Raw genomic sequence first — 26,475 nt, forward strand, 5'->3', positions numbered from 1 at the left:
GAAATAAAAATGGGAAATGAAATGAGGATATTCACATATGACAACAATAAATATAGGGATTGTCGCGCACGTAGACGCTGGCAAGACGAGTTTGACTGAGCGTATTCTTTATGAAACGAATGTGATTAAAGAAATCGGCCGAGTAGATAGTGGTAATACACAAACTGACTCAATGGAATTAGAAAGGCAGCGCGGAATTACGATTAAAGCATCTGTCGTTTCTTTTTGTATCAATGACTTAAAAATAAATGTTATAGATACACCTGGACACGCTGATTTTATCGCTGAAGTGGAGCGATCATTTCGCGTTTTAGACGGTGCAATTTTAGTTATTTCTGCTGTTGAAGGTGTGCAAGCACAAACAAAAATTTTAATGCGAACATTACAGAAACTAAACATACCAACCATATTATTCATAAATAAAATTGATCGTAGCGGTGCAAATACTGAAAAAGTTACGAAGCAAATAAAAGAGATTCTTTCAAATGAAACATTCCCTTTCTACTCTGTAGAAAACGAAGGAACAAAGGAAGCACGAATTTTTGAATGCAAATCATATGACGATTGTATGGAACTGTTAGCACCATTTAATGAATCGTTACTTGAATCATATGTAAATAACGAAATAATACCGGACGCACTATTAAGAGAAAAACTAGAACAGCAAATACAGCAAGCGAATGTGTATCCAATCTTTTTCGGTTCAGCAATGACTGGTATGGGCGTAACAGAACTTCTTGAAAAACTTCCGGCTCTCATTCCAGCTCTTACATCGGCACAAGAGGAACCATTATCCGGTGTTGTTTTTAAAATTGAACGTGAACCTTCTGGAGAAAAGGTTGCTTATATAAGAGTTTTTTCAGGTAGCTTACATGTTAGAAAATATGTTAATATACAGCGCAGTAAGTCTCTATTCCATAAAGAAAAGATAAAAAAAATGTGCCTATTTCATAATGGAGATACCGTTCAAACTTCTACCGTTCCTAGCGGTGAGTTTTGTAAAGTGTGGGGGCTGAATGATATTAAAATTGGTGATATTATCGGTGAACGTACGGATTATATAAAAGATATTCACTTTGCCGAACCACAAATGGAAGCTGCCATTGATGCCGTATCTAAAGAGCAAATTCATAATTTATACGCTGTTCTTATAGAACTATGTGAAGAAGATCCGCTCATTAAAGTTTGGAAAGACGATGTTCATAATGAACTATATATTCGCCTTTTCGGTGAGGTACAAAAAGAAGTAATTGAAACAACACTTTATGAGAAATATAATTTGCAGGTTACTTTTTCAAATACGCGAGTTGTATGTATCGAGAAACCAATTGGCGTAGGCAATTCTGTTGAAGTAATGGGTGAAAAAGAGAATCCATTTTACGCAACAATCGGATTCAAAGTTGAACGTGGTGAACTTAATTGCGGCATAACATATAAATTAGATGTTGAGCTCGGCTCACTACCTTTAGCATTTCATAAAGCGATTGAAGATACGGTATTTCAAACGTTAAAACAAGGATTATATGGATGGGAAGTTACAGATATTATCGTCACGTTAACACATACTGGTTATGCTAGTCCTGTTACAACAGCGAGTGACTTTAGAAATTTAACACCGATCGTATTAATGGATGCTTTAAAGCAAGCTGAAACATATGTATATGAACCAGTAAATGAATTTGAATTAACTGTACCGGAGCACGCAATTAGTACTGCAATGTATAAGCTTGCTGCCGTTCCAGCAACTTTTGCAGAGCCTATATTCAATAACAATTCTTATCAGTTAACAGGATCATTACCTGTTGCGAAAACAGAGAGTTTCAAACGAATACTACATTCATTTACAGAAGGAGAAGGCATATTTACAACGAAGCCAGCTGGTTTCACAAAACTTATGGCTCCCTTCCCTACTCGAAAACGTGTTGATTATAATCCGCTGAATCGTAAGGATTATTTACTTCATGTTTTGAAGGCTTATTAAAGTAAAAGAGGTGCAATTCGCACCTCTTTTGCATGTATTAATAGGTTAGTTTGTCCTAACAACTTCTTTAAGTTTTCCTATTATTTTCGCTATAGCCTCAATTGAATTTTCCGTTTCATATCCCCCAACATTTACAGAATGATTTGCATTTTTGACAACTTCAATCTGTAAATTCGTTTTATATAACTGATCAATTTGATCTGCATTGTATTGGTGATCTTTATCCCCAATAACTAAAAACCCTTCGTGTCGACTATGTAAGATAGAATCAAAAATTGTATCAAACGTCAGTAAAGGTGTAAGTAGTATCATTTTTGACTGCGCGAATTCTTCTCTCTTCATTAAATCATTTGCAATCGGAATTGTTCCGAGTGACTTCCCTAAAAACATAGTCTCGTTGTATTGCTCATCTTTTAATACTTCATTTATTACAGGATTAATATCATCCATCATTACTTTCGTTACTTCTTCCATTGGTTTATTCATTAATTGTCCATCATAAGAATAATGAATATGTACAACATCTATTTTATGTTCAAGCATTAACATCGTTGCGTAATAAAATAACGGCTTATCATAATTGTATCCTGAACCTGAAAACATAAAACAAACCGTACTAGAGCCTTTTTCGATATGTGTGTAACGAATTACTTTGTCATTTATATGTACCTCTTTTTTAGTTCCCTTCACCATTTTCCCCTCCGAATACATTTACTTTTGTAATACGATATGTTCTGTGTGAACTGATACATCCTTTACTTTCTCTTTTATAAATGCAGGTTGTAAGTTATATGTATGCAGTTCTTCTACTGGCACCCATCTAAACAAATACGTTCTACCCTCTTCTTCCAAAATATATTGATCCGCTCCACTCGCAGGTAACTCATGTAGCTCTACTTCATAATAAAAACTAATTTCATGAAACTTTCGCTCAGAAAGTGTAAAGAAATTTTCTACTGACCATATTAACCTTTTCCTTTTAATAGGAACACCTATCTCTTCCGCAAGCTCTCGTTTTAATGCATCTTCACTATTCTCTAGCATTTTTACTCTACCGCCGGGTACATACCAAAAATCTTCACCGTCACCTTGCAGAATGAGCATTTTATTATCATGTTTACAAATTGCTCCAACGCGGTAATTAAAACATGTTTCCTCAACTTTAAACGTAAGATCCATCCGTAACGCCCCCTTATATAAATATCGAATTATTACAAAACAATTATGTAATTACTGTACAAATAAGGTTACTAAATTTATCCACTCCATTCAATGGTTTTTGAATTTTCTAAACTATTATTTTTCATCATTACAAGTGTATATACATATGTTACAATCATATTGCACACTAGAAAACATTATGGGGGTACGGATGGAAACGTTATTAATCCAGCAAACTGAGAAATCAAATAAGTTTTGGAAAATCGTTGTGAAAGAAAAAGACTATGTTGTGTTTTACGGAAAAATTGGCACAGCTGGCAGTGTGAAAGCGAAAGAGTTTGAAACAGAAGAAGAATGTATGAAAGAAGCTAATAAACTAGTTGCTTCCAAACGTAAAAAAGGATATACAGACCCGTTGCCTGGGGAAGATTACATAAAAGAAAAAACGATAACCGAAGAAGAATTTTGGGAGCTACTTCATCGTGCAAAAACGAAAGGTGAGGACCAAGAAGAACAAATAGAATGGCTTACTTCTCACCTTGCTAAACGTACAGTACATGAAATTGTAGCTTTTGATACGCATATGCATCACCTTTTGAAAGACTCCTATACCTCCCGTTTATGGGCAGCAGCCTATATTATTATGGGTGGCTGTTCAGATGATACTTTCGATTACTTCCGCGGATGGTTATTATATCAAGGAAAAGAGACATACGAAGCTTGTATTGAAGATCCAGAACGATTAATTCCTGTATTAGAAAATTTGAGTGAGTATGACGTCCCAGAAATAGAAGAACTTTCTTTATATTTCGGTTTCACTGTATATGCAGAAAAAACTGGTGACGAAGATGATACTTACTTTACACTTTACCATGTCTTATCTAATGAAGAATTCGACGATGTAGATTTTGAATTTGACTGGAATGAAGACGATGAAGAAGGTTTAAAAAAGATGTTTCCTAAGCTATGGGAACTGTATGGAGAAGAACCGTTTGAGTGGTAGATTCATATTAGGACTCTGTTTAAGCAATAAACAGAGTCCTTTTTTCACAAGATTCTTATTTAAACTCTCTTTATTTCATACCACTTATCCAATAACATCTTTTCTCTTTCCCTTGAAATACCTGCTTTTAATTCCCATTCGTCCACACTCTTCATCCACTCATACACATCTGTAACTGTATCTTCTAACCTTCTAAAAGTAAGTCCTTCTTTAACAGCACTTTCAATACTAATTGAAAATCCACCTTTCCACGGCTTCGTTTCACCTTCTAATGAAAAAGTTTCTGGAAGCCATAAAGGCATCTCTGTCCAAGGCTGCACTTTATGTTCATTCATAAACGATTCCTCTATCCAAACGAATTCAGCATCACTATTCGTAACTTTTTTACACGTATTTAATAGCTCTTCCATCGTCAAATCATAATTCGGACCTGTTACATTGAATGTACCTGCATTTTTGTTTTCTGCCATGTTTAGTCCCCAGTTTGCGACGTCTTTTATATCAACTATCTGTACTGGACGGTCTTTTCTTCCTGGAACTAACACTTTACCTCCTTTTGCTACACGCCCGATCCAGTATGGAAGTCGATCTGTATAATCGAACATTCCTGAAAGAAGTCCTGCTCTTACGTGTAAAACACGCCCCGGCCAATACTTCTCTGCTTCTTTTTCGCATAATACTTTCAGCGCACCATAATGCTCATAATGAGATATTTCACCATTCTCTACAGCCTTTATTTGCTCTTCCATCGGTTCAGGTTGTAATATATAGTCTTCTTTTATGTCATGCGGAATCCAATCTTTATATACGGAAAGGCTTGAGATGAATATATAGTGTTCAATATTATCTTTGAGCACTTCTCCAACATTCCTAATATGATGTGGAGAAAATCCACACGTGTCTATGACAACATCCCACTTTCGATTTTTTAAACTTGATACATCACCATTTCTGTCACCGATCAGCTGCTCCACTTCAGGAAAAACTTCTTTGTTTGTTCCTCGGTTAAATAACGTAATTTCATGCCCTCTCTGTAAAGCCTCATCTGCAAATGCTCTTCCCAAAAATCGTGTACCGCCTAGAATTAGAATTTTCATGGTTCTCCCCCATTCGTGATTAATAACCCTTCCTAATGTTTAACGATTTTTTATTGCGGAAAGTTACGGGGAGCGTTTAAATTTTTCTACAAGTTCACCATTACTCTTTTAAAAGTATATACTCTTTGATTAATCTCCATCTATCCTTTGTTTCTGGCACAACTTCAGAAGCCATCACCACCACCAATTCCTTCTCTGGAATACAACAAATCATATTCCCACCATCACCCATTGCACAATACGAATAGACACCCTCTTCTTCTCGTAACCACCATAAGTAACCATATTGATTTGAATTCATCGCTATTGATTCTTTTATCCATGATTTTGATAGAACTTGTTTTCCATTATGAATACCTTCATTCAAATACATCTGTCCAAACTTAGCCATATCCCTAACCGTTAACGTTAGTCCCCAGCCGCCCGTCGAAATACCATTTGGATCGTGAACCCATCCTTTCACATCTTTTCCGAATAAGTCATCAAATCCAAATGCTTTCATATTATAGTTTGGAATTTCTCTCATGCCGAGTGGCTGAAATAAGTATTCATTCGCAAATTCACGCGCATTTTTTCCTATTGCGTTCGTTATGATCGCTGATAGTATATGAGCTCCTGCAGATGAATATTTAAAAGCTCCAATCTCTCCACCGTTCCCCATTCTATGAAGTGTATACTGTACCCAGTCTAGTTGTGTACATAATTCTTCTAACGGTTCCTGCCAGTCTACAAAAGGGTATGGAGCTGTCATTGTAAGTAGGTGTCGCACTGTTACTTCAGATGACTTTACTTTATATTCAGGGAAAAACTCTATTACTTTTTGATCAACACTTTTTATATAGCCCTTATCTATACATATTCCAATTAGCGCAGAGATTATCGTTTTTGTAACTGACGCTACATGAAATGTATCATTTTGTCCGTAATCGTTATAATATTTTTCAAAAATAACATTACCTTTCCGCACTACTAACATACCACTCATATTTTCATATTCTTCTTTTATAATCTGATCTAACTTTTCAGCAGTTTTCATTATTCTTTCCCCTTTAACCTGTAATTAAAAAGGTTCGATAGGTACATATATATCAACTATATGTTTATGCTTTGGATGCTGCTTTGGGTCATTTCTATATACTTCAAAAGGATACGAGTCTCTCGGTTTATATCCGCTATTTGGCAGCCACTCACCATATATAAAGTCCCACGCTCCCTTATATTCATCTTGGAATATTTCAAAATGTCCTACTGTATACTTGCCTGAAGGTATTATCATTATTCCAATATCACTCGTTTCTACTGCGGACGCATCCGGAATTGTTATACATAAACTTGTTCTTAAATGATAGTCCTCAGTAAATTCATGATGATTGTGGTAAATGGTTAATACTTTCGTATCCTCAAATACATGATAGTTTTTCTTCGCCGCGTAACGAAATAATTTTTCTATCATTTCTGGAAAAGCTATAGCTAACTCTTCATATGTACCTGTATGTCTTATGTATGCGACGTTTATATTATCCGCTGTTACAATTTCAACATTTCCTCGAACCTTCTTACATTCATTGTATTGAGGAATTCCCCTTACGTCTTTGCAATTCTTGCTATTATCGTTTCGATATTGAGACGGACTTACGCCGTAATAATTTTTAAATGTTCGGGAAAAAACTGCTGAATCTGTGAATCCGAAGTGATACGCAATATCTGTAATCGTCATGTCTGCGCGATATGTAAGTAAATGTGTTGCCCTTTCTAGTTTCAAGCGATTCACATACCGAGATAATGGCTCATCAACTATTCCTTTAAAAATCCGATGAAAATGATACTTCGAAAATCCTGCTATATCAGCTAGCTCTTCAATGGATAATGAACTGTCTATGTTTGATTCTATATAATCTTGAACCTTATGTATGCGTCTTACATACTCATTTCTACTCTGTTTATTCTCCATACTCTTTATCTCCTCACAACAAAAAGAACCATCCTAGAATACTTTTAGGACGGCTTTCTATTCGTAATAGATTCTTCCATATTCTATTGTTAAATCGATATAATTTCACTATATTTTTTAAATTGATGGTAATGTGGCAGTATCCCGATTTAATTGAAAGAAACAACTATTTTTTTATAGCCCTACGCAAATTAATAATATTATTGGGATTTAGCTCCCATTGTCTCATAAGTTCTTTTTGTCTTGTTTTTAAGTCTTCAAATGGTTCTTCCACTATGTCGATTTTATTAAATTTCCCTTCGAAAACTAAAGCATTTTTTATCTTTTTATATCCACCAAAACCTAAGTCATCATTTAGTAACCAGACTACTCTCTGTATTTTTGCGAATAAAATACCACCTGTACACATTGGACACGGTTCCAACGTGCTATAAATAGTAAACTTCTCATTTTTTATTTTTGCATCAAACATTGCTTCCCCTGCATTGCGAATAGCGTCTATCTCTGCGTGAGCTGTTATGTCTTTTTGTGGATGCACTCTATTTCTTCCTCTTGCAATGACATTATTATTTCCATCAACAATAACTGCTCCTACTGGATATGTATTTTCTTTTAATGCCATTTCAGCTTCTTCCAATGCCATCTCCAAAAAATATCTATCTCTTTCAAAATGCATATAAATCCCCTTCTTTTGATGAAATTATTTTACAGAAATTGCTTTTGACATCCCACTCACTTCTATTAAATTAACAAAATAAAAAAGGATATCATTATGTCTGCAACAACAGGGCAAGCATGGTGTTTTGATATAAACTTAATTTAATAGAATTTGTGATACAATCCAATCGCCATTAAGCTAAGAAAAACAAATACCCTAAAACGAGAATTTTTGAGGTATCATAAAATTTTCAAATTTTTAATTCTTGTTTTGACGTTTCTTTTGTATGCTACCTATAACCCCAAATACAATCGCTACTGCTAAACATACGATTGAGAAAGTTTGTAATACGTTTGTCGAAAAATAGCCTACCCCTAACACTACTGCTAAAACAATTCCTGCTACTAACATTCTCCGTTGCTGCATATCCATGCAATCATTCCCCTTTTATCTACACATTTTTCAAAAATAAAACTCTACTCCCGCCATTCCCATCATAATTTGTATGTACCGATACACCCTCTACCTCATCATCCCCAGCCTCAATTCGAAAATCGATTTCTTGATGAAACTGTATCGACTTTTTATTAGTTGGTGACGTAATTGCTTTTACAACTGTACGATTATTTGCACGAGCGACATCAAAGAAATAAGAATACAATGTCGATGCGATTCCTCTTCTTCTATACTTCGGATTTACACCGATAAAATGAACGTATGCTTCATCTTTATATGTTTGTGAAAAAAATCCGCATAAGAAACCTAACGTTTCGCCCTCTTCTTCAATGATAAAACTCGTTTCTTGAAAGTGAACAAAAAACAATTTTGGCAACATGGCAACCATGTCTCTCCCGCCCCACCAATCATTTAAAACTGAATGAATCTTTACATAATCTTCCCCTTGGATATTTCTTACTCGCATATGTTTCTCCCTCTCACTCACTTCATTTTTTCATAAATTTTAATGACTGTTTCTACTAATAGGATGAATACCCATATCCCGCAAAATACAAGAACAGACTGGAATATGGATCCAATTATCATAACACCAACTGTACCTGTTATTGAAAAAGATATTCCACCAAGCCCTGGATCTTGTATAAATGCTCCAGCAGAAAAAGCAGTTATAATTGATACTATTAAATAAATAACACTCGTTATTTTTAATATCTTTATAGAAAGATACGAGGTTTTTTCTTGTTCCACTTGTGATAATTCGATTTCCCCGCTCTCAATTCCTTTTTGCAAACAGTCTTCACATAGAAATTCTTCCTTAATTTTTTTACCACCGTGCATCGTACCTGTAATTTCTTTACAGCGCGTACACTTTCGATTTATCATTTTGTTATCACTCCAATCTCGTAAGATTATACTTATACAATTTTGTTTTTACCTTATTATTCCTTTTATGTATTTTATAGAGAGGTGACGTGTTTTATGATATCTAAACTTACTTTTGGCTATAAAAAGCCTACTGAGCAATATGTATTACGACCTAGTTGTTATGCAATTATTTTCAACTCAACTTCTTCAAAAATTGCTGTTATCCAAAAAGGTGACCGTTACTTTTTACCTGGTGGCGGTATGGAAGGTAATGAAACAAAAGAAGAATGTTTGCACCGTGAACTACTAGAGGAATTAGGATGGGCAATTAAAATTGATCAGTATGTCGATAATGCGGCTCGATATTTTTATGCAGAAAAGGAAGATATATATTATTTAAACGATGGATTTTTTTATATTGCGAATATGGTGCAGAAACAAACTGAAAACTGTGAGGAGGATCATGTTCTAAGGTGGATGTCTCCATTGCATGCTATAGAGCTTCTCATGCACGATCATCAAAAATGTGCCGTTGAACAAGCGCTTTTATTACAAAAACAAAAAGGATCTCCTTCTATATGAAAGAGATCCTTTTTACTGTTAACTTACTTTTTTCAAATTGAGAGCTGGCTTTTTGATTCCACCTTTTTTTACAACATATAAACCGATGAAGATAATAAGCCCGCCAACTAGTTGCATCAAATTAATTTGCTCTCCAATGGTTACTGCCGCAAAGATCACTGCAAACAATGGCACAAGATACATATAAACCATTACTTTCGTTGAGCCTATTTTACTAATACCGACATACCACATTGCAAGTCCGAATATGGTCGCAAAGACGATTGAATATGCTAGTGATCCCCAGCTTGGCATATCTACTGGCCACGTTAGTGTGCTTACATTGAGTAAACAGTATATAACGAGAGGTCCAATTCCAATTAAAGTAGACCATGATGTAACTCTCATTGCGGAGTATTTTGTAATGAGTGGTTGCGCTAAAATTGGATACCATCCCCACGCAATTGCTGCGACTAATCCAATTATATTTCCGAGCCACGCATACTCGTAAGTAGCTCCTCCTGTATGTCCTGTTAATAAAACGAATGCTGCACCAATAAAGGCTACGATTGAGCCAATTTGTACTTTCATCGAAAAACGTTCTTGTTTATGCAATACTGCTAATATCCCTGTAAAAATAGGTGACATTGCAATTAATAATGAAGCGTTCGTTGCTGAAGTATATTTCACAGATAGCATAAACATCGTTTGATACATTGTCGTTCCAACGATGCCGACTGCTACTAATCGTAACCAATCTTTTCTTTCAATACGTAATGAGCGTTCCATCATAAAAGTAATAAGTAATAATACCGGTGATGCTACTAAAAATCGTAAACTATTAAATTGAATAGATGACATATATGCCACGCCATACTTTCCTATTGTATAATTTGCTCCCCATACTAATGCAACAGATACTAGGAGCCATTCCATTTGCCATCGTTTCATCCGAATCTCCCCTTCCATATTTAGCATAGTAAAATTGGCTGGATATAACACCGTCCAATTGGCTGTTTTTTTACCCAGCCAATTTGTTATACTGAATGTATATAAGAGATGCGGAGGCGTTTGTATGGAATGGAAGCTAGATAACGACAGTAAAATCCCCATTTATCAGCAAGTTGTTGACTTTATTGAAAAACGTATTACATACGGAGAACTTCCTCCAGGAAGCTTCCTACCTTCCGAACGAAAATTAGCTACACAGTTAAATGTAAACCGAAGTACAGTAACGACTGCTTATAACGAACTACGTGCTATGGGAATTGTAGAAAGTACGACTGGTAAAGGTACACGTGTAAGTACACATATGTGGGGCGTTTCTCCAACATTAACGCCGAACTGGAGAAATTTCGTAGAAGGCGGTACGTTCTTACCAAACTTACCGTTACTTCGCCATATTCGGGCAGAAGTACAACAAAATGAAAACATTATTGATTTTGCAAACGGAGAGCTCGGCTGTAATCTTTATCCTCACGATCAACTACAAACGATTTTACGAGAACAACCGTTAACGCATTCATTAAGTTATGATCATCCGCAAGGCTATCTCCCGCTAAGACAAGCGGTCGTAAAATATATGAAAGAATATTTAAAAGTTGAGGCGACTGAACAATCCATTATGATTACATCTGGTGCACAGCAAGCACTTCACCTTATCGTACAATGTTTATTAAATCCCGGTGATGCTGTTGCTTTCGAAAGTCCTTCACACTGTTATTCCCTGCCTCTATTCCAATCAGCAGGTATTCGTATTTTCCCATTACCTGTCGATGAACATGGGATTAATCCAGACGATGTACAGGAGTTATATAGAAAACACCGTATTAAAATGATCTTTTTAAATCCAAATTTCCAAAACCCTACGGGAACGATGCTTCATCCAAACCGTAGAAAAACACTGTTATCACTTTGCGCAGATTTACGAATTGCAATCGTTGAAGATGATCCATCCAGCTTGCTGACGCTAGAAAAGAAACAGCCTTGTCCTACTTTGAAATCAATAGATGAAAACGGAACAGTTATTTATGTACATTCTTTATCAAAAATGATTGCGCCAGGATTACGAGTCGGCTGGCTCGTTGCTCCGCAATCTGTAGTAGAAAGATTATCCGACGCACGGCACCAAATGGAATTAGGTATGAGCATATTCCCGCAGTGGCTTATGCAGCAGTTTTTCGAAACTGTACCATTTCAGTCGCATATCGTACCGTTACGAAAACAACTAGCAGAAAAAAGAGACGTTATTGTTCGTGCTCTAAACGAGCAACTTCATGATAAAATCTCTTTTTCAAACCCTACTGGTGGTATTTACATATGGGGAAAATTAAAAGAACCGATAAACGAAAAACAACTCATTATGCAAAGCTTAAAACAAGAAATTGCTTTTATGCCTGGTAGTATTTTCGGCGCGAAAGATGGTTATATTCGTTTATCTTATGGAAAAGTGGATATTGATCAAATTGAGGAAGGTATTTCTCGTTTGCGGGAGGCTATTTTGGTTTGTGAAAAATAACTTTACATAAAGCTCTATCGTTTGACAAAAGAAAAATCTACCATTATTATCAACACGAACCTAGTTACCCCGCATTAACGGGCAATAAAACTCCCAGCTCAAAATTCAGCTGTAACAAAGAAGTTAGGTGGGAGATTAACTGCCCGTAAATGCCCGATTGGTTCAACTAATAATCAGTGGAGGGTGAATCCCCCCACTGATTAAAGTTTCACTTTATAGGAGTGGTAAAAATGAAAATTTACGTTGATGCAGATGCTTGTCCTGTAAAAGATGTAATTATTTTTGAAGCTACGAGTGCAGAAATTCCTGTAACTCTAGTTACTAGCTTTTCTCATTATTCTAATGCTCAGCAGCCTAAAGGTGTAGAAACAATTTATGTTGATTCCGGAGCAGATGCTGCCGATTACCGAATTATGCAATTAGCAAAAAAAGAAGATTTAATCGTAACGCAAGATTACGGTCTTGCTTCGCTTGCATTAGCAAAAGGCTGTATCGTTCTACACCATAAAGGCTATAAGTATACGAATGATAACATTGAACAATTGTTACAAACACGATATTTAAGTGCAATGGTTCGAAAAAGTGGTAAACGTACAAAGGGACCGAAACCATTTACAGCAGAAGATAAAGAGAAATTTAGAGAGCTCTTTAAAAGTATGATCGCACTTTAAAAATGAATCGTCTATTTGCAAGGAAAACTTCGCAAAACAAAGAAGAGAATATCGTAATGAACATTCTCTTCTTGAGGTTTACCCGTTTAAAATGAAGGTAAATTATCTAAGTTATTTTCTTTTATTCCATCAGGTTCACTACGTATAATATCTCTGCCATACTTATGAAATACGTCCACATGAGCTAACTTCCCTGATTTTGCTTCACTAAGAGCAGTCATATAATCTAACTCTCTCCCGCTACTTGTTTTAAAAGCAATCAAATCACCTTCATCATTTTTACGAACAGCAACAATTTGTTCTGCTCCTGAAGTAACTTCCTGAGCTATTTCAAATTGAGCTTGCTCTTCCCCTTGATGTAAATAATCATTATATACTTTTTCAAAGTCTTTTTTGTCCATTAAACTCACCTCCAAAACATTTTATTAGTATGGTTGGGAGGTGTTGGTTTTATGTAATTTGCTCTAAACTTTAGTATTTTCAAATGAAAACATAGTACCCTCACTATTTGATTGTAAAGTGTATTTTATGTCGAACATCTTTGATATATCTTCAATATTTTTCAAACCAAGTCCTGTACCTTTACTATTTATATCAAACCCAATCCCATTATCTCTAAAAGAAACAATATTTTCGTCTATATTAATTTTGAGTTTTTTAGCTTTTGAATGTTTAAGGACATTTTGAAAAATATTATCAAATAACCTTTGAATCCATAACTCATTACTATTCCATATCAACTCTTTATCTTGTGGATTATATACTAATTCAATTTTATGAATGCTATACAAATAGCTCCATTTTTTAATCATATTTTCTATTAAATTATGTATATTAACTTCATCATTCACAATATAAGTATTCTCTAAGGTTTCTGTAGATTGAATATTAAATTCGTTAGTTAAATCACTTATATATTGTATCTGCTCATACATTGATTCAAGTACTGGTGCTTGTTCCTTGTACTCACCTTCTAAATAATATAATTGTAATCTGACCGCTGTTAAGGGTGTATTAATATCATGCCGTAATTTATTTAATAGTTCCTTTTTTATTTGTTCCTGTTGTTGTAGTTCTAATTCTCGATAAGTTGTTCTTTCTATAAGCAAGTTCACTGATTTAATCAGCTCTCCCATTTCATCATCGCTTTTAACATTTATTATATTAGGGATTTTTTTATCACTAGCTAAATCTCGAATCGTTTGATTTAATACATTAATTTTATTTAATACTGTGTTAATCGATTTTGAAAATACAAAAGCTAATATTAATAGTGATAATAAAAATATGATTAACATCGTAGGATATGCATAGGATTCGTGAAAAGGAATGTTCTGATTTTTAGTTTTAAAGACAACATTATAAATAACTGATACTAAGATACTAATTGATAACAATAACAGTGGTACGCTAATAATAGCGGAGAATAATAGTAACTGATATTTTTTCTTTAAATTCATTTCTTCATATAGGTATTTAATCTATACCCTTCTCCATATATGTTCTGAATAATATCACCTGTTTTATCATCAATTTTGGTTCTAATTTTCTTTATATGTACGTTCATGATATTTTGATTTCTATCTTCGAGTTGCCATAGGTAATCATAGAAGTGTTCTTTAGATAGAACTCTATCTCTATTTTCATATAAATAAAAGAATATTTTACGTTCAATTGCTGTAAAAGCAACTTCATTACGCAAATCATTAATAAAAACTCTTTTATATTCTGCATCTATAAATAAATGGTTAATTTGCGTGAACGTACCATATTGATTATCTAACATTTTCTGAATCCTTAACAACAACTCTCTAGGGTCAAAAGGTTTTATCATGTATTCTTCTCCAATGGTCAAACCTTTTAGTTTACTATCCATATCATTCCTTGCTGATAGAAATATAATTGGAATATTTAATCCTAGATTTTTTATTTTCTTTGTAATTTGATAACCATCTTCGCCTGGTAACATAACATCCATTACGACTAAATCTATTTCATGAATTATATCAAGAACTTTCCTTCCCTCTTTCTCCCAACACACACTATACTTCTCACGCTGTAAAATTTTTTGTAATAAATCTCCTATAATCAAATCGTCTTCAACAATTAATATATTATATACTTTCATTATGTAAGCCTTTCATCGCTAAAGTTACAATTGTTTAGTTCTTCACTACTTTATTCTTAATAAAATCCATAGCAATTTTGTATATTTCATCAGGAGCATATAAATAAATACTATGTGTACCTTCAATTATTTTTACATCAGCTATTAATAACTTGCTAGCAAACTCCTTATAATCTTCGTTTTTTTGCTTTGTATACTTCGAATCTTTATATTGCCTAGCAATCGCATCTATAAATAACATAGGTGTTTCTTTTGGGATCGATAAAGAATTTGATTTTTTACCGTTATTGTAGCTTTGTAAAAGTTCTTGCTTCATATCATCATTAAAAGCCCTCTTATACGTAAGCGCTTTATAAATATCTTTTTCCTGTTCGTTTAAAAAGGATTGACGAATGACTTCGGGATTATAAGTAATAGAGGGAGCTAATCTCTGAAAACCAATTTCCGTTAAAATATTCATCCCTTTTATTTTTAATGAATCAACCATACCTATTTTATTAGTCACATACTGTTTAGGTAAACCAATATCTAACGCAATAATCCCTTTTACTTCACTTGGATATTTTTGTGCCCAATAAATAGCCTCTATACCCGATAGAGAGTGTGGTACTAAAATGTAAGGTGGTTTATTTCCACTTCGAATAAGCGCTTCTCTCGTTTGTTCTAATATCGTATCAATATCTCTATCATCTTGAAAAACATCACTGTATCCATAACCAGCTCTCTCAATTACAGAAATCTTGTTTTCTTTCGAAAATTTACTATATAGGCCTTTCAATTCATAAACAGGAGCGGCAATTCCAGATCCGGCCATAAATACAAACGTATCCTCCCCGCTCCCCTCATTATAAACATTCACTTTTTTATTATTGAAATTAACAAGTTCGCCTTCATTCTTCATTAATTTCGATTCCATTTTTAATTGATAGTTATGATATATAAATACAACGCCTGTTCCAAAGAAAATCATACTAACACTCATTAAAAATATTATTTTCACTGCCTTTAATAATTTTTTCATTTGACACCCCTTTCAACCTATAACGAAAGAGTACAATATAAAAATAAATTTCTAATAAATTTTCAAAAATAATATCTATTCATTGTTTCTAAGAATGGACCATTTTTAATACCTACGCAAATCCTTCAAAGTTTCCAATATATCATCTGTAAAGGCTGTACTACCCTCTGTCTCTAAAGCTCTGAAATATAAACTTCTTAAGAAAGCTCTAATATTTTGTACTAAAATATCATATTGAGGATGCGGGATGTCTTCAACAATTGCTATGCTATGTAGCCAATTGCTCCACTCTTCTTCAGTTAAAAGATTTTGGTTACGTAACGACATAATTGGTGCTACTAATCTCTCATCCTCAAAGTGAATGTATACGTAGTCATGTAAGCGTACCTTCTGACGAACAGCTGCAAGAATCGCATACGAAAATTCACGATTTTGGATTGTACGTGCTAACGCATCAAGCGCATCTGCTGCATGTGCAGTAGAGTGTGCCCAGCCTTTTCCTTCTACGTAACCTCTTACATCTTCTTCTAAATATACATATTCCAGCACTTGTTCTGCTACACTGTACAGTTGTTCTTCGGATAACAACGGTTCTCTTTCATGAACAGATAAAATAAGCGGTGGAATTAATACGGAGAATGCACGTTTAAATACAGAGTCTGTTCCCTTTTCACCAATTTTATAAAATAAATAATCAGGACTAATTGCTTGTAACATTAATCCTCTTAACTCTTTTTGTCTAAATACATCATTTGTAATCCATGTGTGAAGCGTACTATAAATTAAATCATCACGTAATTCAGCATCAGGTGATCCGATATAATCTAGCATCCACTGCGCATATGGATATGCATCTACGTCTTCTGGTACAGCATAATTATTATTTTTAATTTGTAGTAGTTCTTCTTTTAGTTCTAGTACTTCATTCATTCTATTCCCTGTCCCCTTTTTACGTTTTTTTATTGCCTTATCCCCCGTTTTTTACTTTCTAAAGTTAATTTAATTATAAGAGAATTATAACTATAAATAAAAGGCTATACATATAATTTTGATTATGTATTACTTTCGCTCTTGAAATATAACTTCTGGATTTGCTAAATCACTATTCCGAAATACAACATCCGCATAACTTTTTGGATTATGCTCATCTATATACATCTTACAGGCAGCATGATATCTGTTTAAAAACATCTTCTCTGCTTCTTCATAACTTCCAAAAGCTTCTGTCTCCCGCTTTGCACCACGTTTTCTCGCAATCTCAAAATCTGTATCTACAAAGATTTTGTAATCAAATAAATGCGTAACGTCTTTTTTCAATAGAAACGTTCCATCTACTATTAATATCATATTTTGCGTGGCCAATAGCGGCTCATTATGTACAGGCATATCCGTTATTAAGTTATGAGAAATCGTTTCATACTGTAAATTCCCGTTAAGTCCTAAAGGCATTAATAATCTTTCTTTGAAAGCTGTATAATCGTGTGCATCTTCATAATACCCTCTTGCAGATTCTTTTCCTTTTGCATAGCGAATCACTCTTGGATTATGAAAATCATCAATGCTGGCGCGTGTTACTGGTAATCCTCGTTTTTTTATTTCTTCCGCTAGTTCGTTTGCAAATGTTGTTTTTCCTGAGGCTGTAATACCGCTTACTCCAACTCTTATTGGATGGGTTAAGTTTAGCTTTACAATATGATCTGCAATTTCTTTGATTCTTTGTTTTCGGTTCATGATATCTCCCTTTATAATTAGTTGACATAATATAATTATAGATAATAATTCATGTCACTATTTGTCAGTAAATTGATATCCTTTCTCGAATCGCTGATATCTCGAAAAAATCATTGATATATTTTAAGTTATGATAGATATATTTGAAAAATCGTTGATATATTATTAGCTTACTTTCCCTTAAACCCTCGATATAAAGCAGTCCGTAATTCTTGTTTGTATTCTTCAATTTCTGGCATTTCGAGTTCTTCTGCTAGTCTGATAGCTAATTCAATATCATACGGTACTCGTACAAGTTGAATAGAAAAGCTCGCTGCTTCTTTTTCATTGTAAGTTCCTTCAAATATTAAATAGGAAGCTTGTGTTATTTCAAGTGGGTTTCCTACGCTACCGGCATTACATAACGTTTTCCCTCTGAAATTTTGAACGAATGCTTGGTGAACGTCACCGTAACAAACGACATCTGGTTTTCTTTCCCCTTCTATATTTTCCGTCAGATCACTATTTTCGAACATACTAATACGTTCTTCTCTTGAAGCGTGTGGTTGAATTCTTTCATATAAACTTCTCGGTGAAGCGTGAAACATACGAATGAATTTCCCACTCATATAAAACTCGATTGAAAATGGTAAGTTTCTTAAATAGTCATTTTGTTCTTCCGATAATTGTTTTTGATGCCATTTCAATGCTTCAAATTCAGTCGGCTTTGTAATAAAATCATCCCAGTTTCCCATTACGACTACTTCACATTCTTTACGAATGATTTCAACTGCTTCACTGGAATGAGGTCCTTTTCCTACTAAATCTCCAAGGCAAATAATGCGCTCGATTCCTCTTAATTTAATATCATTCAACACGGATTCTAATGCTTGAATATTACCGTGAATATCTGAAATTACTGCTATTTTATCCATATAAATTACTCCTTTATTTATTAAATTCGCTTGATTGATACCATTTTGGAATATAAGATGAAAAATGATTATGATCTTCTAAAATTCCATTTAATCTTTCCTTCATATCATCTACTAAATGCGGTGTACTTCGATTCGTCCAAACGATATCCGCTGGGAATGTCATCGCGACGTACAATGTATACAGTTTCCAAAAATGAAGCGATGGTTCGCCTCCGAAATAACCGTGAACTTGTCCAACCGCAAATGGTTTACTTATTCTTATAGTAAAAATCGCTACGTTATAAAAATCGTGTATTGGATCACCAAAATCATATCCACCAAAATCGATAACGATAAATTCCTTATTATGAATCATGCTATTTGCTGGATGGAAGTCATCATGTAAAAATCTTATTGGACGATTTCCCAATAAATCTTTATGATTTTCTACAAAGGTTAATACTGGCTTCAAATCCAGAAAATTCACCTCGTAATCTGTTAGTGCCTCTATGTATCTTTCGTATTTATTCCATCTAGATGTTTCCCATTTATTACTTGCACTTTCTCTTTCAATTGAGTGAATCCTCTTTAATACTTCCCCTGCTTTTCTTCCTGCATTATACTGTTCTTCCACCGATAACTTCTTTAAACCTTCTTCACCATTTATACCTCGGGTCCATTCAAATACTTGAACACATTTATTTAATTTCTCAATTATTATGAAATGAATTAACTTGGGTGTTGGAATATGTAATGACTCTAATTGTTTCATATACGTATATTCTTCTTGTTTACGTTCAAAATGAACAGCATCACATACTTTTACAAAATAGGTTTCTTGATTCTTTAATTCAATTTTATACTTCTCTTCATGTGAAAAACCTTTTGAAATAGCTGTACACGTTGCAATACGAGGCCATTCTAGTATTCTCTCTATCTCTCTAAGCATTTCTTCCACAACGTTCACCTCTATCAATATATGTACAAACTCCCTAACACTTCATGCTCCCGTTTATTTCCCCCTTTAAACTCTACTGCAAATGGATATTCGCCATGATTCTTTATGTATTCTTGCACTAGACCTTCTCCAACCGGTTCACAAAACTGTACTTGAATGTCACCAAACGATACACTTTGACACTCAGCATTCCATTTTTCATTTTTCACAACTAAGCTTGTAGATAGCTCCATTACTTCTTTCCATTTCCGTACTGTTTCTCGAACATTTTTTACTGCGTAATGAATCGTTTCAATTTGTTGCACTTTGTTTTTATGTTCAGTAATCGTCCCACTGTTACGTAAATCGTTTCTTCTTTCTTCGTCCGTTTCATTCCACTGTATAAAGAAAGGTAATTTCGGTCCGTTCTCTTCTTGCTTAACGAATAACATTTTCCATTCTAAAAGTCGGCCATCTTTTCTCATACGTTTCCCTTCAAATGGCCCTATCGTATGTAAGCCGTACTTATTAAAGTTAACTGCTAGCTCCTCAATTGCATCTGTTCGGATCGCGATTTGTAGCATTCCTTCTCCATTTTGTAGTTTCACCACTGTTTCTTGTACTAATGGATTTTCTGCTTCTTTCGCTTTTTCTTCATGTTGAACTGCTAAAAATTCAATATATGATAAATCAAAATAACTTAAACTATTCCAAGTACCCCAATTCCTATGCTCTCCGCCTAATACAGTATGAAATCCAAGTTCCTGCATTTGTTTTGCCGCTTCCTCCGGTGTACCATGAACTGCGTGAACGAGATGATCAAATCGTAACATGTCTTTCTCCCCTTTCTCTCCATCCTTTTATTGTATATTTTATTTTTCTTTCATTCAATTCAAAAACTTTAAAACCTAGTTGATTTATACGATTAATATGTATTATAATGAAACAAATTTAATTATTGCTGATTGGAAAAACCAAAGGCACTTTTCTCATACGGGAAAAGTGTCTTTTTCATTTATTATTACAGGGGGATTATTTATGCAGAAATTAATTGTCTTTGCTATTATTGGATTTTTCGCTCAATTGATCGATGGAGCACTTGGAATGGCGTATGGAGTAACGTCTTCCTCTTTATTATTAATGTTTGGTATTGCACCAGCTGTTGCATCTGCATCAGTTCATTTAGCTGAAGTCGTTACAACTGCAGCTTCCGGCGCATCTCATATCAAATTTGGAAACGTTGATAAATATACAGTTTCCAGGCTTACATTACCTGGGGCAATCGGCGCATTTGTTGGGGCATGTTTTTTAAGTAATTTGCCCGGAGATGTAATCAAACCATACATTTCCGTATTTTTATTTACTTTAGGGGTTTATATTTTATTACGATTCATCATTCAAAAACAAATTGTCACTTCAAATAAGCGTATGTCTGCAAAACAACTTGTGCCGCTTGGTTTATTCGCTGGATTCGTTGATTCAACTGGTGGCGGTGGTTGGGGGCCCATTACGACACCTGTTCTTCTAGCAAGAGGAAATGAAGCTAGAAAAGTTATTGGATCTGTAGATACGAGTGAATTTCCTGTTTCACTCGCTGCAACAATCGGCTTTTTCATTTCACTTGGCTGGGAACAAGTAAGCTGGGTTTGGGTATTTGCCTTAATGCTCGGCGGTATTGTCGCAGCTCCAATTGCTGCATGGTTAGTCCGCATCGTTCCACCCCATTTACTTGGCGTATTAGTTGGTGGTCTTATTATCTTTACAAATATTCGTACACTGCTTACTACATTTAAAGTGGATCCAACTGTTATTTCACTTTCTTACGTTGCAGTTGGTCTTGTCGTTATTATTTCTATTTTCATTGCTGTTCGAAATCATTCCAATCGTCCTAACGCATCAACGGCTGAGTATCCAAATGATCAGAAGCAAATGCTACCATAACTATAAAAAAATACCGCTCAATTTAGAGCGGTATTTTTTATTTTTCTATTTTCCAATTAATCATCGTTTCTGTAGCATTTACTCTCTTCATATGTAACTTTTCTAAAACACGCATCGAACTATAGTTATCTATGAGTGTCTCTGCAATTATTGTTTCTACCTCTCCTGTTTTGAAAGCCCAATCGATTAGTTCTCTTACAGCTTCTGTTGCATAGCCCTGATTCCAATATTTCTCAATGAATCCATAGCCAATTTCTACTGTTTGATCCTCTTTTGGTTTCCCTTTAAACCCAATATCACCTAAAACGCTATCATCTTCTTTCCGAAGAACATACCACGCCCCCCATGGTAATAAAGCCGAATCTTGTTTTACATTCTCTACATGCCCTACAATATGCGGACCGCTATTATATCCTTGCTCGTTAGCGACTTGAATACTCTCTTCTGTACACGGCACTATATAGAGCCTTTCTGTTTCTAATTTCATTTTGATTTCCCCTTTTTGCTTAAACGTTACTCTAATTATAACAAATAATATGACTTTATCATGAATGTCGAATTATATTTTTCTGAATTTTCTTTTTATTTAGAGGGTTTTTCAATATTTTTTGCGAAACATTTGTATAACAATTTTTTCTTTGCTTATTGCTACATAATAGTAGGTTCGGGTGGAGTTTTGCAAGCGTTTCCTATACAATAACCGATATTTTTTGACTTTTCCTAACAAAATATCTTGCAATATATTCAGAAAGTCATTACAATTGCCATATATTAAAAATCTTAGCAATATATAAATCCTCATCAATCCGATGAGGTAGAGGTTGCGACTTTTAATAGTAAAACGGACGAGACACAGAGAATGTCACTGACTCCGTTTGAAAGGAAAAGTTGCCGAAGTTTATATTTCTTCTCTGGAAATATGAGCTGGGGCTGTCTCCGAAAGGAACAGAACTGTCACGTTTACAAAATTACCGTGTAAACGTGGGGTGCTATCTTAACGGAAGGGTATGATGGGGTGGTTATTTGTGAAACGTTCCGCCAAATTCCTTTGGCGGTTTTTTGTATTTTTCTCCCCCGCTCCTTCCTAACCTACAAGAAAAGGAGTGTTGAACATGAATAGCGCAACAAATCAATCTACCTCTAAAACGCAAACTACACAAGGACAAGGTGAATTAAAACGCGGATTAAAATCGCGTCACCTTACGATGATTTCTCTCGGCGGTACAATCGGTACCGGACTATTTCTTGCCAGCGGTGGTGTCATTCATTCAGCTGGTCCTGGCGGTGCACTAATCGCATACGCCGCAATTGGAATTATGGTATATTTCTTAATGACAAGCTTAGCTGAACTTGCAGCTTACATGCCTGTTACTGGATCTTTTAGTACGTATGCAACAAAATTTGTTGATCCATCACTTGGTTTTGCACTTGGATGGAACTATTGGTATAACTGGGCGATTACAATTGCGGCAGAACTAGCGGCCGTAACATTAATTATGAAATTTTGGTTCCCAGATACCCCTTCTCTTATTTGGAGCGGATTATGTTTAGCTATTATTTTCCTTTTAAACTATTTATCTGTTAAAGGGTTTGGTGAATCTGAATATTGGTTCGCACTTATTAAAGTAGTTACAATTATTATCTTTTTAATTGTCGGCTTTATGATGATTTTCGGAATTATGGGGGGCGAAACTGTTGGCTTCAAAAACTTCACTGTTGCTGATGCACCATTTAACGGTGGTATCATGGCAATTATCGGTGTATTTATGGCAGCTGGTTTCTCCTTCCAAGGAACTGAATTACTTGGGGTAGCTGCTGGTGAAACTTCTGATCCAGAGCGTAATATTCCGAAAGCAATTCGTTCGATCTTTTGGCGTATTCTTTTATTCTATATTCTTGCGATTCTCGTTATCGGTTTATTAATTCCTTATACAACTGAAAGTCTTGCCGCAAGTGATGTAACAGTAAGTCCATTTACACTTATTTTCGAAAAAGCGGGCGTTGCCTTTGCTGCTTCTGTTATGAACGCTGTTATTTTAACTGCTGTACTATCTGCTGGTAACTCTGGTATGTATGCATCAACTCGTATGCTTTGGGATTTAGCTCGCCAAGGAAAAGCACCAAAATTTCTTGGTAAATTAGATAGCCGCGGTGTACCTGTTAACGCGTTAATCGTAACGTCAATTGTTGGTAGTATTGCTTTCATTGCTTCTTTATTCGGTGACGGAGTTGTATACATTTGGTTATTAAACGCATCCGGAATGTCTGGTTTTATCGCATGGGTTGGCATTGCAATTAGTCATTACCGTTTCCGTAAAGCATATATCGCACAAGGGAAAGATTTAAATGACTTACCATATAGAGCAAAATGGTTCCCATTCGGTCCACTCTTCGCATTTACTCTTTGTATTATCGTAATTTTAGGACAAAACTATGGCGCATTTATGGGTGAATCAATCGATTGGAACGGCGTACTTGTTTCTTACATCGGTTTACCACTCTTCTTAGTACTATGGTTAGGATATAAATTTACGAAAAAAACAAAAGTGATTCCACTCGATAAATGTGAACTAAAATAAAGTGAAACGAGCAAACAAATTTGTTTGCTCGTTTTTTGTTGCAAACCTCTTTGCTTCCCTATTGCTCCTGTTTTTGCAATAATAAAGGAAATATAAATAAAGGTTGGGATACAATGAACATTCGCATTACTGATGAAGCGATAGCAGCTATACATAGATTAGAACTTGAAGATAAAAAGATCGTTCGCATTAGAGGAACAATGACGAACTCTTGTAGTATTTTCGTTGATGTCGATTTAATTTTGGATACATATAACGCAGATGATGTTGTATATGAAGATGCAGATCTTATCGTACAAATGGATTCATTCACGAAAGACTACACTGGTGATACGGCGAAACTTGATTATAAGACGACAGGTTTTAGTATTACGACTCCGAGTGAGACGTTAGTTTATGGATTGTCGATTAAAAAATAAAAATTGTTTTCATTTGACCACCGAGGTGAAAAAATGGGTAATTATGTTCCGTTAAAATTTTTATTTAGCGAAGAATTAGCAGAAAAAATAGCTGATTCTATTTGTAAATACGATCCGAATTTCTCTAAAAAAAACTTTGTATCCTCTGTAACATGTAAAGTTGAAGGTTTAGGGTTAAAACAACGTATTGAAGTAATAGCAGATGAATTACATAATGCATTACAAAAAGATTTTAATGAAGCAATACATATATTACTAAAAACATTAGGCCCAGAAAATACAACAGAAGTAGGCACATTTACAAACGGATATATGTACATGCCTCTTGCAAAATACATTGAAAAATATGGACTTAACGACTTTGAAACCTCATTCAACGCCATGTATGAAATAACAAAAAGGAATACTGCTGAATATGCCATTCGGCCTTTTCTTCAAACATACCATGAAGACACACTAAACATATTACAAAAGTGGATTCATGATAAAAACAGCCACATTAGAAGATTAGTTTCTGAAGGTACGAGACCAAGACTTCCTTGGGCTAAAAAAACAGGAGCTCTAAAAGGTGATTTTAAGTACAATTTACAGCTTCTTGAACCATTAATGAATGACCCTTCTAAATATGTTCAAAAATCTGTAGCCAATCATATTAACGATATTACGAAAGAAGATAAAGAACTCGTTTTTCAGTGGTTACAGCAATTACGTGATAAACAGCATCCTATTAATCCTTGGATTATAAAACATGGGCTAAGAACAGTAATAAAAAGTGGTACTTTACCAAAAAATTTTTCTTTTTAAGTATTTTAAACAAAACCGCTTATGCTTCAAAAATGAAGCATAAGCGGTTTTCCTTTTGAATACAGAAATAACAAACATAAAAAGTACTTTAAATTTCTTCTTTATATCATTATTTTACTAACTCTTCTATGTTATTACTTTCCTTAATTTTTTCGGATGATAGCCAGAGTGAATAACTTGTTCCATCCTTGTTCCTTAAATATATGTTAAATTCCTTATTATATAGTTCTTCTTTAAGAATAGTGACTACCTTTCTCAAATCATCTATTACATATGGATCATTTCTATATTTTATCTCACTGTCATTGAAAACTAAAGTCAATTCATACTCTAGACAATTGCCGTCTTTCGGGTGTGGACAAGTAATATCCTCAATTACAAAACGATCATTTTGAATTTCATTTAACCTTACGCCTACTTTTGTTTCAGTTTGAATCAAATATGTCCAATAACCGCTTACTGTGTTTTTCATTGTTAAAAGCAGTTCTTCTTTCGTTATAGCTTTTTGCACATTTTGAAAAGGGAAACCTATAGATTCACCATTATAATCCTCAATTTCAAGTGTTGTTATCTTTCTATTACTCTTCTGAATGAATTGAATTAGAGCATATAAACGATCTAATTCTTTTGATTCAAATTGACTGTAATCAATCTTGTCACTCGTTTTTAAAGTTAATAATAACTTATCCGTTGGTTTCTCCTCTATATCATCATCCACTATATATTGAAAAACATTTTTATTTTCAGGTTCCACGTAACCTAATTTTTTAATTTCTTCTAGCATTGGTTTAAATTTCTTATATTCCTCATATGTTTTTTTCCGTATTGATATTCATCACCTTTTATTCTTGAATATAAGAAGCCATCTACCTCTACTCTAAATTGAATATTTTTGTTATTTTTTGCTTGAACAGTATGATATGTATGCCCCATATTCCCTTCGTTTATAGCACCCCAATGTGTTACAATCACATCAATTCCGTGCTTTTTTTTCACATATTTTTTCACCTGATCGTCATCTTTATAATTACACCCACTTAAACATAAGAAACATAACAATACTAACATTACATTTTTCATTCTTTTCATATAGCA

29 protein-coding genes, 1 pseudogene and 1 riboswitch are annotated in these 26,475 nt (G+C 34.4%); of the genes and pseudogenes, 9 read left to right on the plus strand and 21 right to left on the minus strand.

Annotated features, from left to right (window positions below; genetic code table 11):
* The first annotated feature begins 37 nt into the window (after positions 1-37).
* Entirely contained in the window at positions 38-1,981 is a 1,944-nt protein-coding gene (locus tag MKY21_RS15165; RefSeq protein WP_341076680.1) for a translation factor GTPase family protein, read from the plus strand.
* 45 nt (positions 1,982-2,026) lie between these two features.
* Here MKY21_RS15165 and MKY21_RS15170 read toward each other — a convergent pair whose 3' ends face one another.
* Both MKY21_RS15170 and MKY21_RS15175 read right to left on the minus strand, forming a co-directional pair.
* A complete protein-coding gene (locus tag MKY21_RS15170) occupies positions 2,027-2,692 on the minus strand; it encodes an alpha/beta hydrolase (RefSeq protein WP_327641841.1) in 666 nt (221 codons plus the stop codon).
* A complete protein-coding gene (locus tag MKY21_RS15175) occupies positions 2,693-3,160 on the minus strand; it encodes an NUDIX hydrolase (RefSeq protein WP_341076684.1) in 468 nt (155 codons plus the stop codon). It lies immediately after the preceding gene.
* A 193-nt stretch (positions 3,161-3,353) separates the two neighbouring features.
* Between MKY21_RS15175 and MKY21_RS15180 the strand changes: the two genes are divergently transcribed.
* The gene (locus MKY21_RS15180; protein ID WP_341076686.1) at positions 3,354-4,145 is read left to right on the plus strand and encodes a DUF4240 domain-containing protein; all 792 of its coding nucleotides are present in this window, start codon (positions 3,354-3,356) and stop codon (positions 4,143-4,145) included.
* A 59-nt stretch (positions 4,146-4,204) separates the two neighbouring features.
* On the opposite strand, the gene MKY21_RS15185 is transcribed toward MKY21_RS15180, so the two are convergent.
* The 7 genes from MKY21_RS15185 to MKY21_RS15215 all read right to left on the minus strand — a co-directional run bounded on the left by MKY21_RS15185 (position 4,205) and on the right by MKY21_RS15215 (position 9,192).
* Complete coding sequence (locus tag MKY21_RS15185; RefSeq protein ID WP_341076687.1) at positions 4,205-5,242, minus strand: SDR family oxidoreductase; 1,038 nt, start codon at positions 5,240-5,242, stop codon at positions 4,205-4,207.
* Positions 5,243-5,342: 100 nt separating this feature from the next.
* On the minus strand, positions 5,343-6,278 hold the full coding sequence (locus tag MKY21_RS15190; RefSeq protein WP_016118175.1) for a serine hydrolase domain-containing protein: 936 nt from the start codon (positions 6,276-6,278) through the stop codon (positions 5,343-5,345).
* A gap of 24 nt (positions 6,279-6,302) precedes the next feature.
* Positions 6,303-7,193 carry an AraC family transcriptional regulator gene (locus tag MKY21_RS15195; RefSeq protein ID WP_000428664.1) on the minus strand — a complete coding sequence of 297 codons (891 nt, stop codon included), beginning with the start codon at positions 7,191-7,193 and terminating at the stop codon, positions 6,303-6,305.
* Between the two features lie 166 nt (positions 7,194-7,359).
* Positions 7,360-7,869, minus strand: coding sequence for a deaminase (locus MKY21_RS15200; RefSeq protein ID WP_044796891.1), 510 nt, complete (start codon positions 7,867-7,869; stop codon positions 7,360-7,362).
* Positions 7,870-8,109: 240 nt separating this feature from the next.
* Complete coding sequence (locus MKY21_RS15205; protein ID WP_000367555.1) at positions 8,110-8,283, minus strand: hypothetical protein; 174 nt, start codon at positions 8,281-8,283, stop codon at positions 8,110-8,112.
* 19 nt (positions 8,284-8,302) lie between these two features.
* Positions 8,303-8,773, minus strand: a complete 471-nt coding sequence (locus MKY21_RS15210) for a GNAT family N-acetyltransferase (protein WP_341076692.1) — start codon at positions 8,771-8,773, stop codon at positions 8,303-8,305.
* A 17-nt stretch (positions 8,774-8,790) separates the two neighbouring features.
* The gene (locus MKY21_RS15215) at positions 8,791-9,192 is read right to left on the minus strand and encodes a DUF3980 domain-containing protein (protein WP_098537065.1); all 402 of its coding nucleotides are present in this window, start codon (positions 9,190-9,192) and stop codon (positions 8,791-8,793) included.
* Positions 9,193-9,288: 96 nt separating this feature from the next.
* Here MKY21_RS15215 and MKY21_RS15220 point away from each other — a divergent pair, with 96 nt between their 5' ends.
* A complete protein-coding gene (locus MKY21_RS15220) occupies positions 9,289-9,756 on the plus strand; it encodes an NUDIX hydrolase (protein WP_098537064.1) in 468 nt (155 codons plus the stop codon).
* Between the two features lie 18 nt (positions 9,757-9,774).
* On the opposite strand, the gene MKY21_RS15225 is transcribed toward MKY21_RS15220, so the two are convergent.
* A complete protein-coding gene (locus MKY21_RS15225; protein WP_069604667.1) occupies positions 9,775-10,686 on the minus strand; it encodes a DMT family transporter in 912 nt (303 codons plus the stop codon).
* A 124-nt stretch (positions 10,687-10,810) separates the two neighbouring features.
* Here MKY21_RS15225 and pdxR point away from each other — a divergent pair, with 124 nt between their 5' ends.
* Together pdxR and MKY21_RS15235 are read left to right on the plus strand one after the other, a co-directional pair.
* Positions 10,811-12,253, plus strand: a complete 1,443-nt coding sequence (gene pdxR / locus MKY21_RS15230; protein WP_341076696.1) for a MocR-like pyridoxine biosynthesis transcription factor PdxR — start codon at positions 10,811-10,813, stop codon at positions 12,251-12,253.
* Between the two features lie 230 nt (positions 12,254-12,483).
* A complete protein-coding gene (locus MKY21_RS15235; RefSeq protein WP_000708774.1) occupies positions 12,484-12,924 on the plus strand; it encodes a YaiI/YqxD family protein in 441 nt (146 codons plus the stop codon).
* 86 nt (positions 12,925-13,010) lie between these two features.
* Here MKY21_RS15235 and MKY21_RS15240 read toward each other — a convergent pair whose 3' ends face one another.
* From MKY21_RS15240 to MKY21_RS15280, 9 genes are all read right to left on the minus strand, one after another.
* A complete protein-coding gene (locus MKY21_RS15240) occupies positions 13,011-13,325 on the minus strand; it encodes a DUF3892 domain-containing protein (protein WP_000358163.1) in 315 nt (104 codons plus the stop codon).
* A 63-nt stretch (positions 13,326-13,388) separates the two neighbouring features.
* Entirely contained in the window at positions 13,389-14,384 is a 996-nt protein-coding gene (locus MKY21_RS15245; protein WP_098783193.1) for a sensor histidine kinase, read from the minus strand.
* Positions 14,381-15,052: a response regulator transcription factor gene (locus tag MKY21_RS15250; protein WP_000870368.1), complete on the minus strand. Its 672-nt coding sequence runs from the start codon at positions 15,050-15,052 to the stop codon at positions 14,381-14,383. The genes MKY21_RS15245 and MKY21_RS15250 overlap by 4 nt, the downstream gene beginning before the upstream one ends.
* Positions 15,053-15,086: 34 nt before the next feature.
* The gene (locus MKY21_RS15255; RefSeq protein ID WP_201144331.1) at positions 15,087-16,073 is read right to left on the minus strand and encodes an alpha/beta fold hydrolase; all 987 of its coding nucleotides are present in this window, start codon (positions 16,071-16,073) and stop codon (positions 15,087-15,089) included.
* Between the two features lie 105 nt (positions 16,074-16,178).
* Complete coding sequence (locus MKY21_RS15260) at positions 16,179-17,003, minus strand: DUF2785 domain-containing protein (protein WP_001006671.1); 825 nt, start codon at positions 17,001-17,003, stop codon at positions 16,179-16,181.
* A 129-nt stretch (positions 17,004-17,132) separates the two neighbouring features.
* Positions 17,133-17,804, minus strand: a complete 672-nt coding sequence (locus MKY21_RS15265; protein ID WP_086392018.1) for a uridine kinase — start codon at positions 17,802-17,804, stop codon at positions 17,133-17,135.
* 170 nt (positions 17,805-17,974) lie between these two features.
* Positions 17,975-18,718, minus strand: coding sequence for a metallophosphoesterase family protein (locus MKY21_RS15270; protein WP_000357661.1), 744 nt, complete (start codon positions 18,716-18,718; stop codon positions 17,975-17,977).
* Positions 18,719-18,731: 13 nt separating this feature from the next.
* A complete protein-coding gene (locus MKY21_RS15275) occupies positions 18,732-19,658 on the minus strand; it encodes an aminoglycoside phosphotransferase family protein (RefSeq protein ID WP_001986396.1) in 927 nt (308 codons plus the stop codon).
* Between the two features lie 14 nt (positions 19,659-19,672).
* Positions 19,673-20,470, minus strand: a complete 798-nt coding sequence (locus MKY21_RS15280) for a VOC family protein (RefSeq protein WP_341076704.1) — start codon at positions 20,468-20,470, stop codon at positions 19,673-19,675.
* A 205-nt stretch (positions 20,471-20,675) separates the two neighbouring features.
* On the opposite strand from MKY21_RS15280, the gene MKY21_RS15285 reads away from it, so the two are divergent.
* Entirely contained in the window at positions 20,676-21,578 is a 903-nt protein-coding gene (locus MKY21_RS15285) for a sulfite exporter TauE/SafE family protein (RefSeq protein WP_001170721.1), read from the plus strand.
* 37 nt (positions 21,579-21,615) lie between these two features.
* Here MKY21_RS15285 and MKY21_RS15290 read toward each other — a convergent pair whose 3' ends face one another.
* Entirely contained in the window at positions 21,616-22,065 is a 450-nt protein-coding gene (locus MKY21_RS15290) for a GNAT family N-acetyltransferase (protein WP_000764633.1), read from the minus strand.
* Between the two features lie 320 nt (positions 22,066-22,385).
* A riboswitch (Lysine riboswitch) is annotated at positions 22,386-22,578 on the plus strand.
* Between the two features lie 112 nt (positions 22,579-22,690).
* Here MKY21_RS15290 and MKY21_RS15295 point away from each other — a divergent pair.
* The 3 genes from MKY21_RS15295 (at position 22,691) to MKY21_RS15305 (ending at position 25,380) form a co-directional block, all read left to right on the plus strand.
* Positions 22,691-24,157, plus strand: coding sequence for an amino acid permease (locus tag MKY21_RS15295; RefSeq protein ID WP_001083387.1), 1,467 nt, complete (start codon positions 22,691-22,693; stop codon positions 24,155-24,157).
* Positions 24,158-24,270: 113 nt separating this feature from the next.
* Positions 24,271-24,576, plus strand: coding sequence for an iron-sulfur cluster biosynthesis family protein (locus MKY21_RS15300; protein WP_341076707.1), 306 nt, complete (start codon positions 24,271-24,273; stop codon positions 24,574-24,576).
* Between the two features lie 33 nt (positions 24,577-24,609).
* Positions 24,610-25,380 (plus strand): DNA alkylation repair protein, encoded by a 771-nt coding sequence (locus tag MKY21_RS15305; RefSeq protein ID WP_000528937.1) that lies wholly within the window; start codon positions 24,610-24,612, stop codon positions 25,378-25,380.
* Positions 25,381-25,489: 109 nt separating this feature from the next.
* Here MKY21_RS15305 and MKY21_RS15310 read toward each other — a convergent pair.
* Positions 25,490-26,469 (minus strand): annotated as a pseudogene (locus MKY21_RS15310) (hypothetical protein).
* Positions 26,470-26,475: the final 6 nt, after the last annotated feature.

The sequence above is a fragment of the Bacillus sp. FSL R9-9497 genome (assembly GCF_038005805.1).
Lineage (GTDB): Bacteria > Bacillota > Bacilli > Bacillales > Bacillaceae_G > Bacillus_A > Bacillus_A cereus.

Bases quoted from the DNA above. Each gene is read 5' to 3' on its own strand.
- MKY21_RS15260 (WP_001006671.1), bottom strand. From the start codon at position 17,003: ATGAATGAAGTACTAGAACTAAAAGAAGAACTACTACAAATTAAAAAT.
- MKY21_RS15190 (WP_016118175.1), bottom strand. From the start codon at position 6,278: ATGAAAACTGCTGAAAAGTTAGATCAGATTATAAAAGAAGAATATGAA.
- MKY21_RS15265 (WP_086392018.1), bottom strand. From the start codon at position 17,804: ATGAACCGAAAACAAAGAATCAAAGAAATTGCAGATCATATTGTAAAG.
- MKY21_RS15280 (WP_341076704.1), bottom strand. From the start codon at position 20,470: ATGTTACGATTTGATCATCTCGTTCACGCAGTTCATGGTACACCGGAG.
- MKY21_RS15270 (WP_000357661.1), bottom strand. From the start codon at position 18,718: ATGGATAAAATAGCAGTAATTTCAGATATTCACGGTAATATTCAAGCA.
- MKY21_RS15305 (WP_000528937.1), top strand. From the start codon at position 24,610: ATGGGTAATTATGTTCCGTTAAAATTTTTATTTAGCGAAGAATTAGCA.
- MKY21_RS15285 (WP_001170721.1), top strand. From the start codon at position 20,676: ATGCAGAAATTAATTGTCTTTGCTATTATTGGATTTTTCGCTCAATTG.
- MKY21_RS15295 (WP_001083387.1), top strand. From the start codon at position 22,691: ATGAATAGCGCAACAAATCAATCTACCTCTAAAACGCAAACTACACAA.
- MKY21_RS15185 (WP_341076687.1), bottom strand. From the start codon at position 5,242: ATGAAAATTCTAATTCTAGGCGGTACACGATTTTTGGGAAGAGCATTT.
- MKY21_RS15180 (WP_341076686.1), top strand. From the start codon at position 3,354: ATGGAAACGTTATTAATCCAGCAAACTGAGAAATCAAATAAGTTTTGG.
- MKY21_RS15165 (WP_341076680.1), top strand. From the start codon at position 38: ATGACAACAATAAATATAGGGATTGTCGCGCACGTAGACGCTGGCAAG.
- MKY21_RS15290 (WP_000764633.1), bottom strand. From the start codon at position 22,065: ATGAAATTAGAAACAGAAAGGCTCTATATAGTGCCGTGTACAGAAGAG.
- MKY21_RS15240 (WP_000358163.1), bottom strand. From the start codon at position 13,325: ATGGACAAAAAAGACTTTGAAAAAGTATATAATGATTATTTACATCAA.
- MKY21_RS15175 (WP_341076684.1), bottom strand. From the start codon at position 3,160: ATGGATCTTACGTTTAAAGTTGAGGAAACATGTTTTAATTACCGCGTT.
- MKY21_RS15200 (WP_044796891.1), bottom strand. From the start codon at position 7,869: ATGCATTTTGAAAGAGATAGATATTTTTTGGAGATGGCATTGGAAGAA.
- MKY21_RS15255 (WP_201144331.1), bottom strand. From the start codon at position 16,073: ATGAAAAAATTATTAAAGGCAGTGAAAATAATATTTTTAATGAGTGTT.
- pdxR (WP_341076696.1), top strand. From the start codon at position 10,811: ATGGAATGGAAGCTAGATAACGACAGTAAAATCCCCATTTATCAGCAA.
- MKY21_RS15195 (WP_000428664.1), bottom strand. From the start codon at position 7,193: ATGGAGAATAAACAGAGTAGAAATGAGTATGTAAGACGCATACATAAG.
- MKY21_RS15205 (WP_000367555.1), bottom strand. From the start codon at position 8,283: ATGGATATGCAGCAACGGAGAATGTTAGTAGCAGGAATTGTTTTAGCA.
- MKY21_RS15250 (WP_000870368.1), bottom strand. From the start codon at position 15,052: ATGAAAGTATATAATATATTAATTGTTGAAGACGATTTGATTATAGGA.
- MKY21_RS15210 (WP_341076692.1), bottom strand. From the start codon at position 8,773: ATGCGAGTAAGAAATATCCAAGGGGAAGATTATGTAAAGATTCATTCA.
- MKY21_RS15225 (WP_069604667.1), bottom strand. From the start codon at position 10,686: ATGAAACGATGGCAAATGGAATGGCTCCTAGTATCTGTTGCATTAGTA.
- MKY21_RS15220 (WP_098537064.1), top strand. From the start codon at position 9,289: ATGATATCTAAACTTACTTTTGGCTATAAAAAGCCTACTGAGCAATAT.
- MKY21_RS15300 (WP_341076707.1), top strand. From the start codon at position 24,271: ATGAACATTCGCATTACTGATGAAGCGATAGCAGCTATACATAGATTA.
- MKY21_RS15170 (WP_327641841.1), bottom strand. From the start codon at position 2,692: ATGTATTCGGAGGGGAAAATGGTGAAGGGAACTAAAAAAGAGGTACAT.
- MKY21_RS15235 (WP_000708774.1), top strand. From the start codon at position 12,484: ATGAAAATTTACGTTGATGCAGATGCTTGTCCTGTAAAAGATGTAATT.
- MKY21_RS15245 (WP_098783193.1), bottom strand. From the start codon at position 14,384: ATGAATTTAAAGAAAAAATATCAGTTACTATTATTCTCCGCTATTATT.
- MKY21_RS15215 (WP_098537065.1), bottom strand. From the start codon at position 9,192: ATGATAAATCGAAAGTGTACGCGCTGTAAAGAAATTACAGGTACGATG.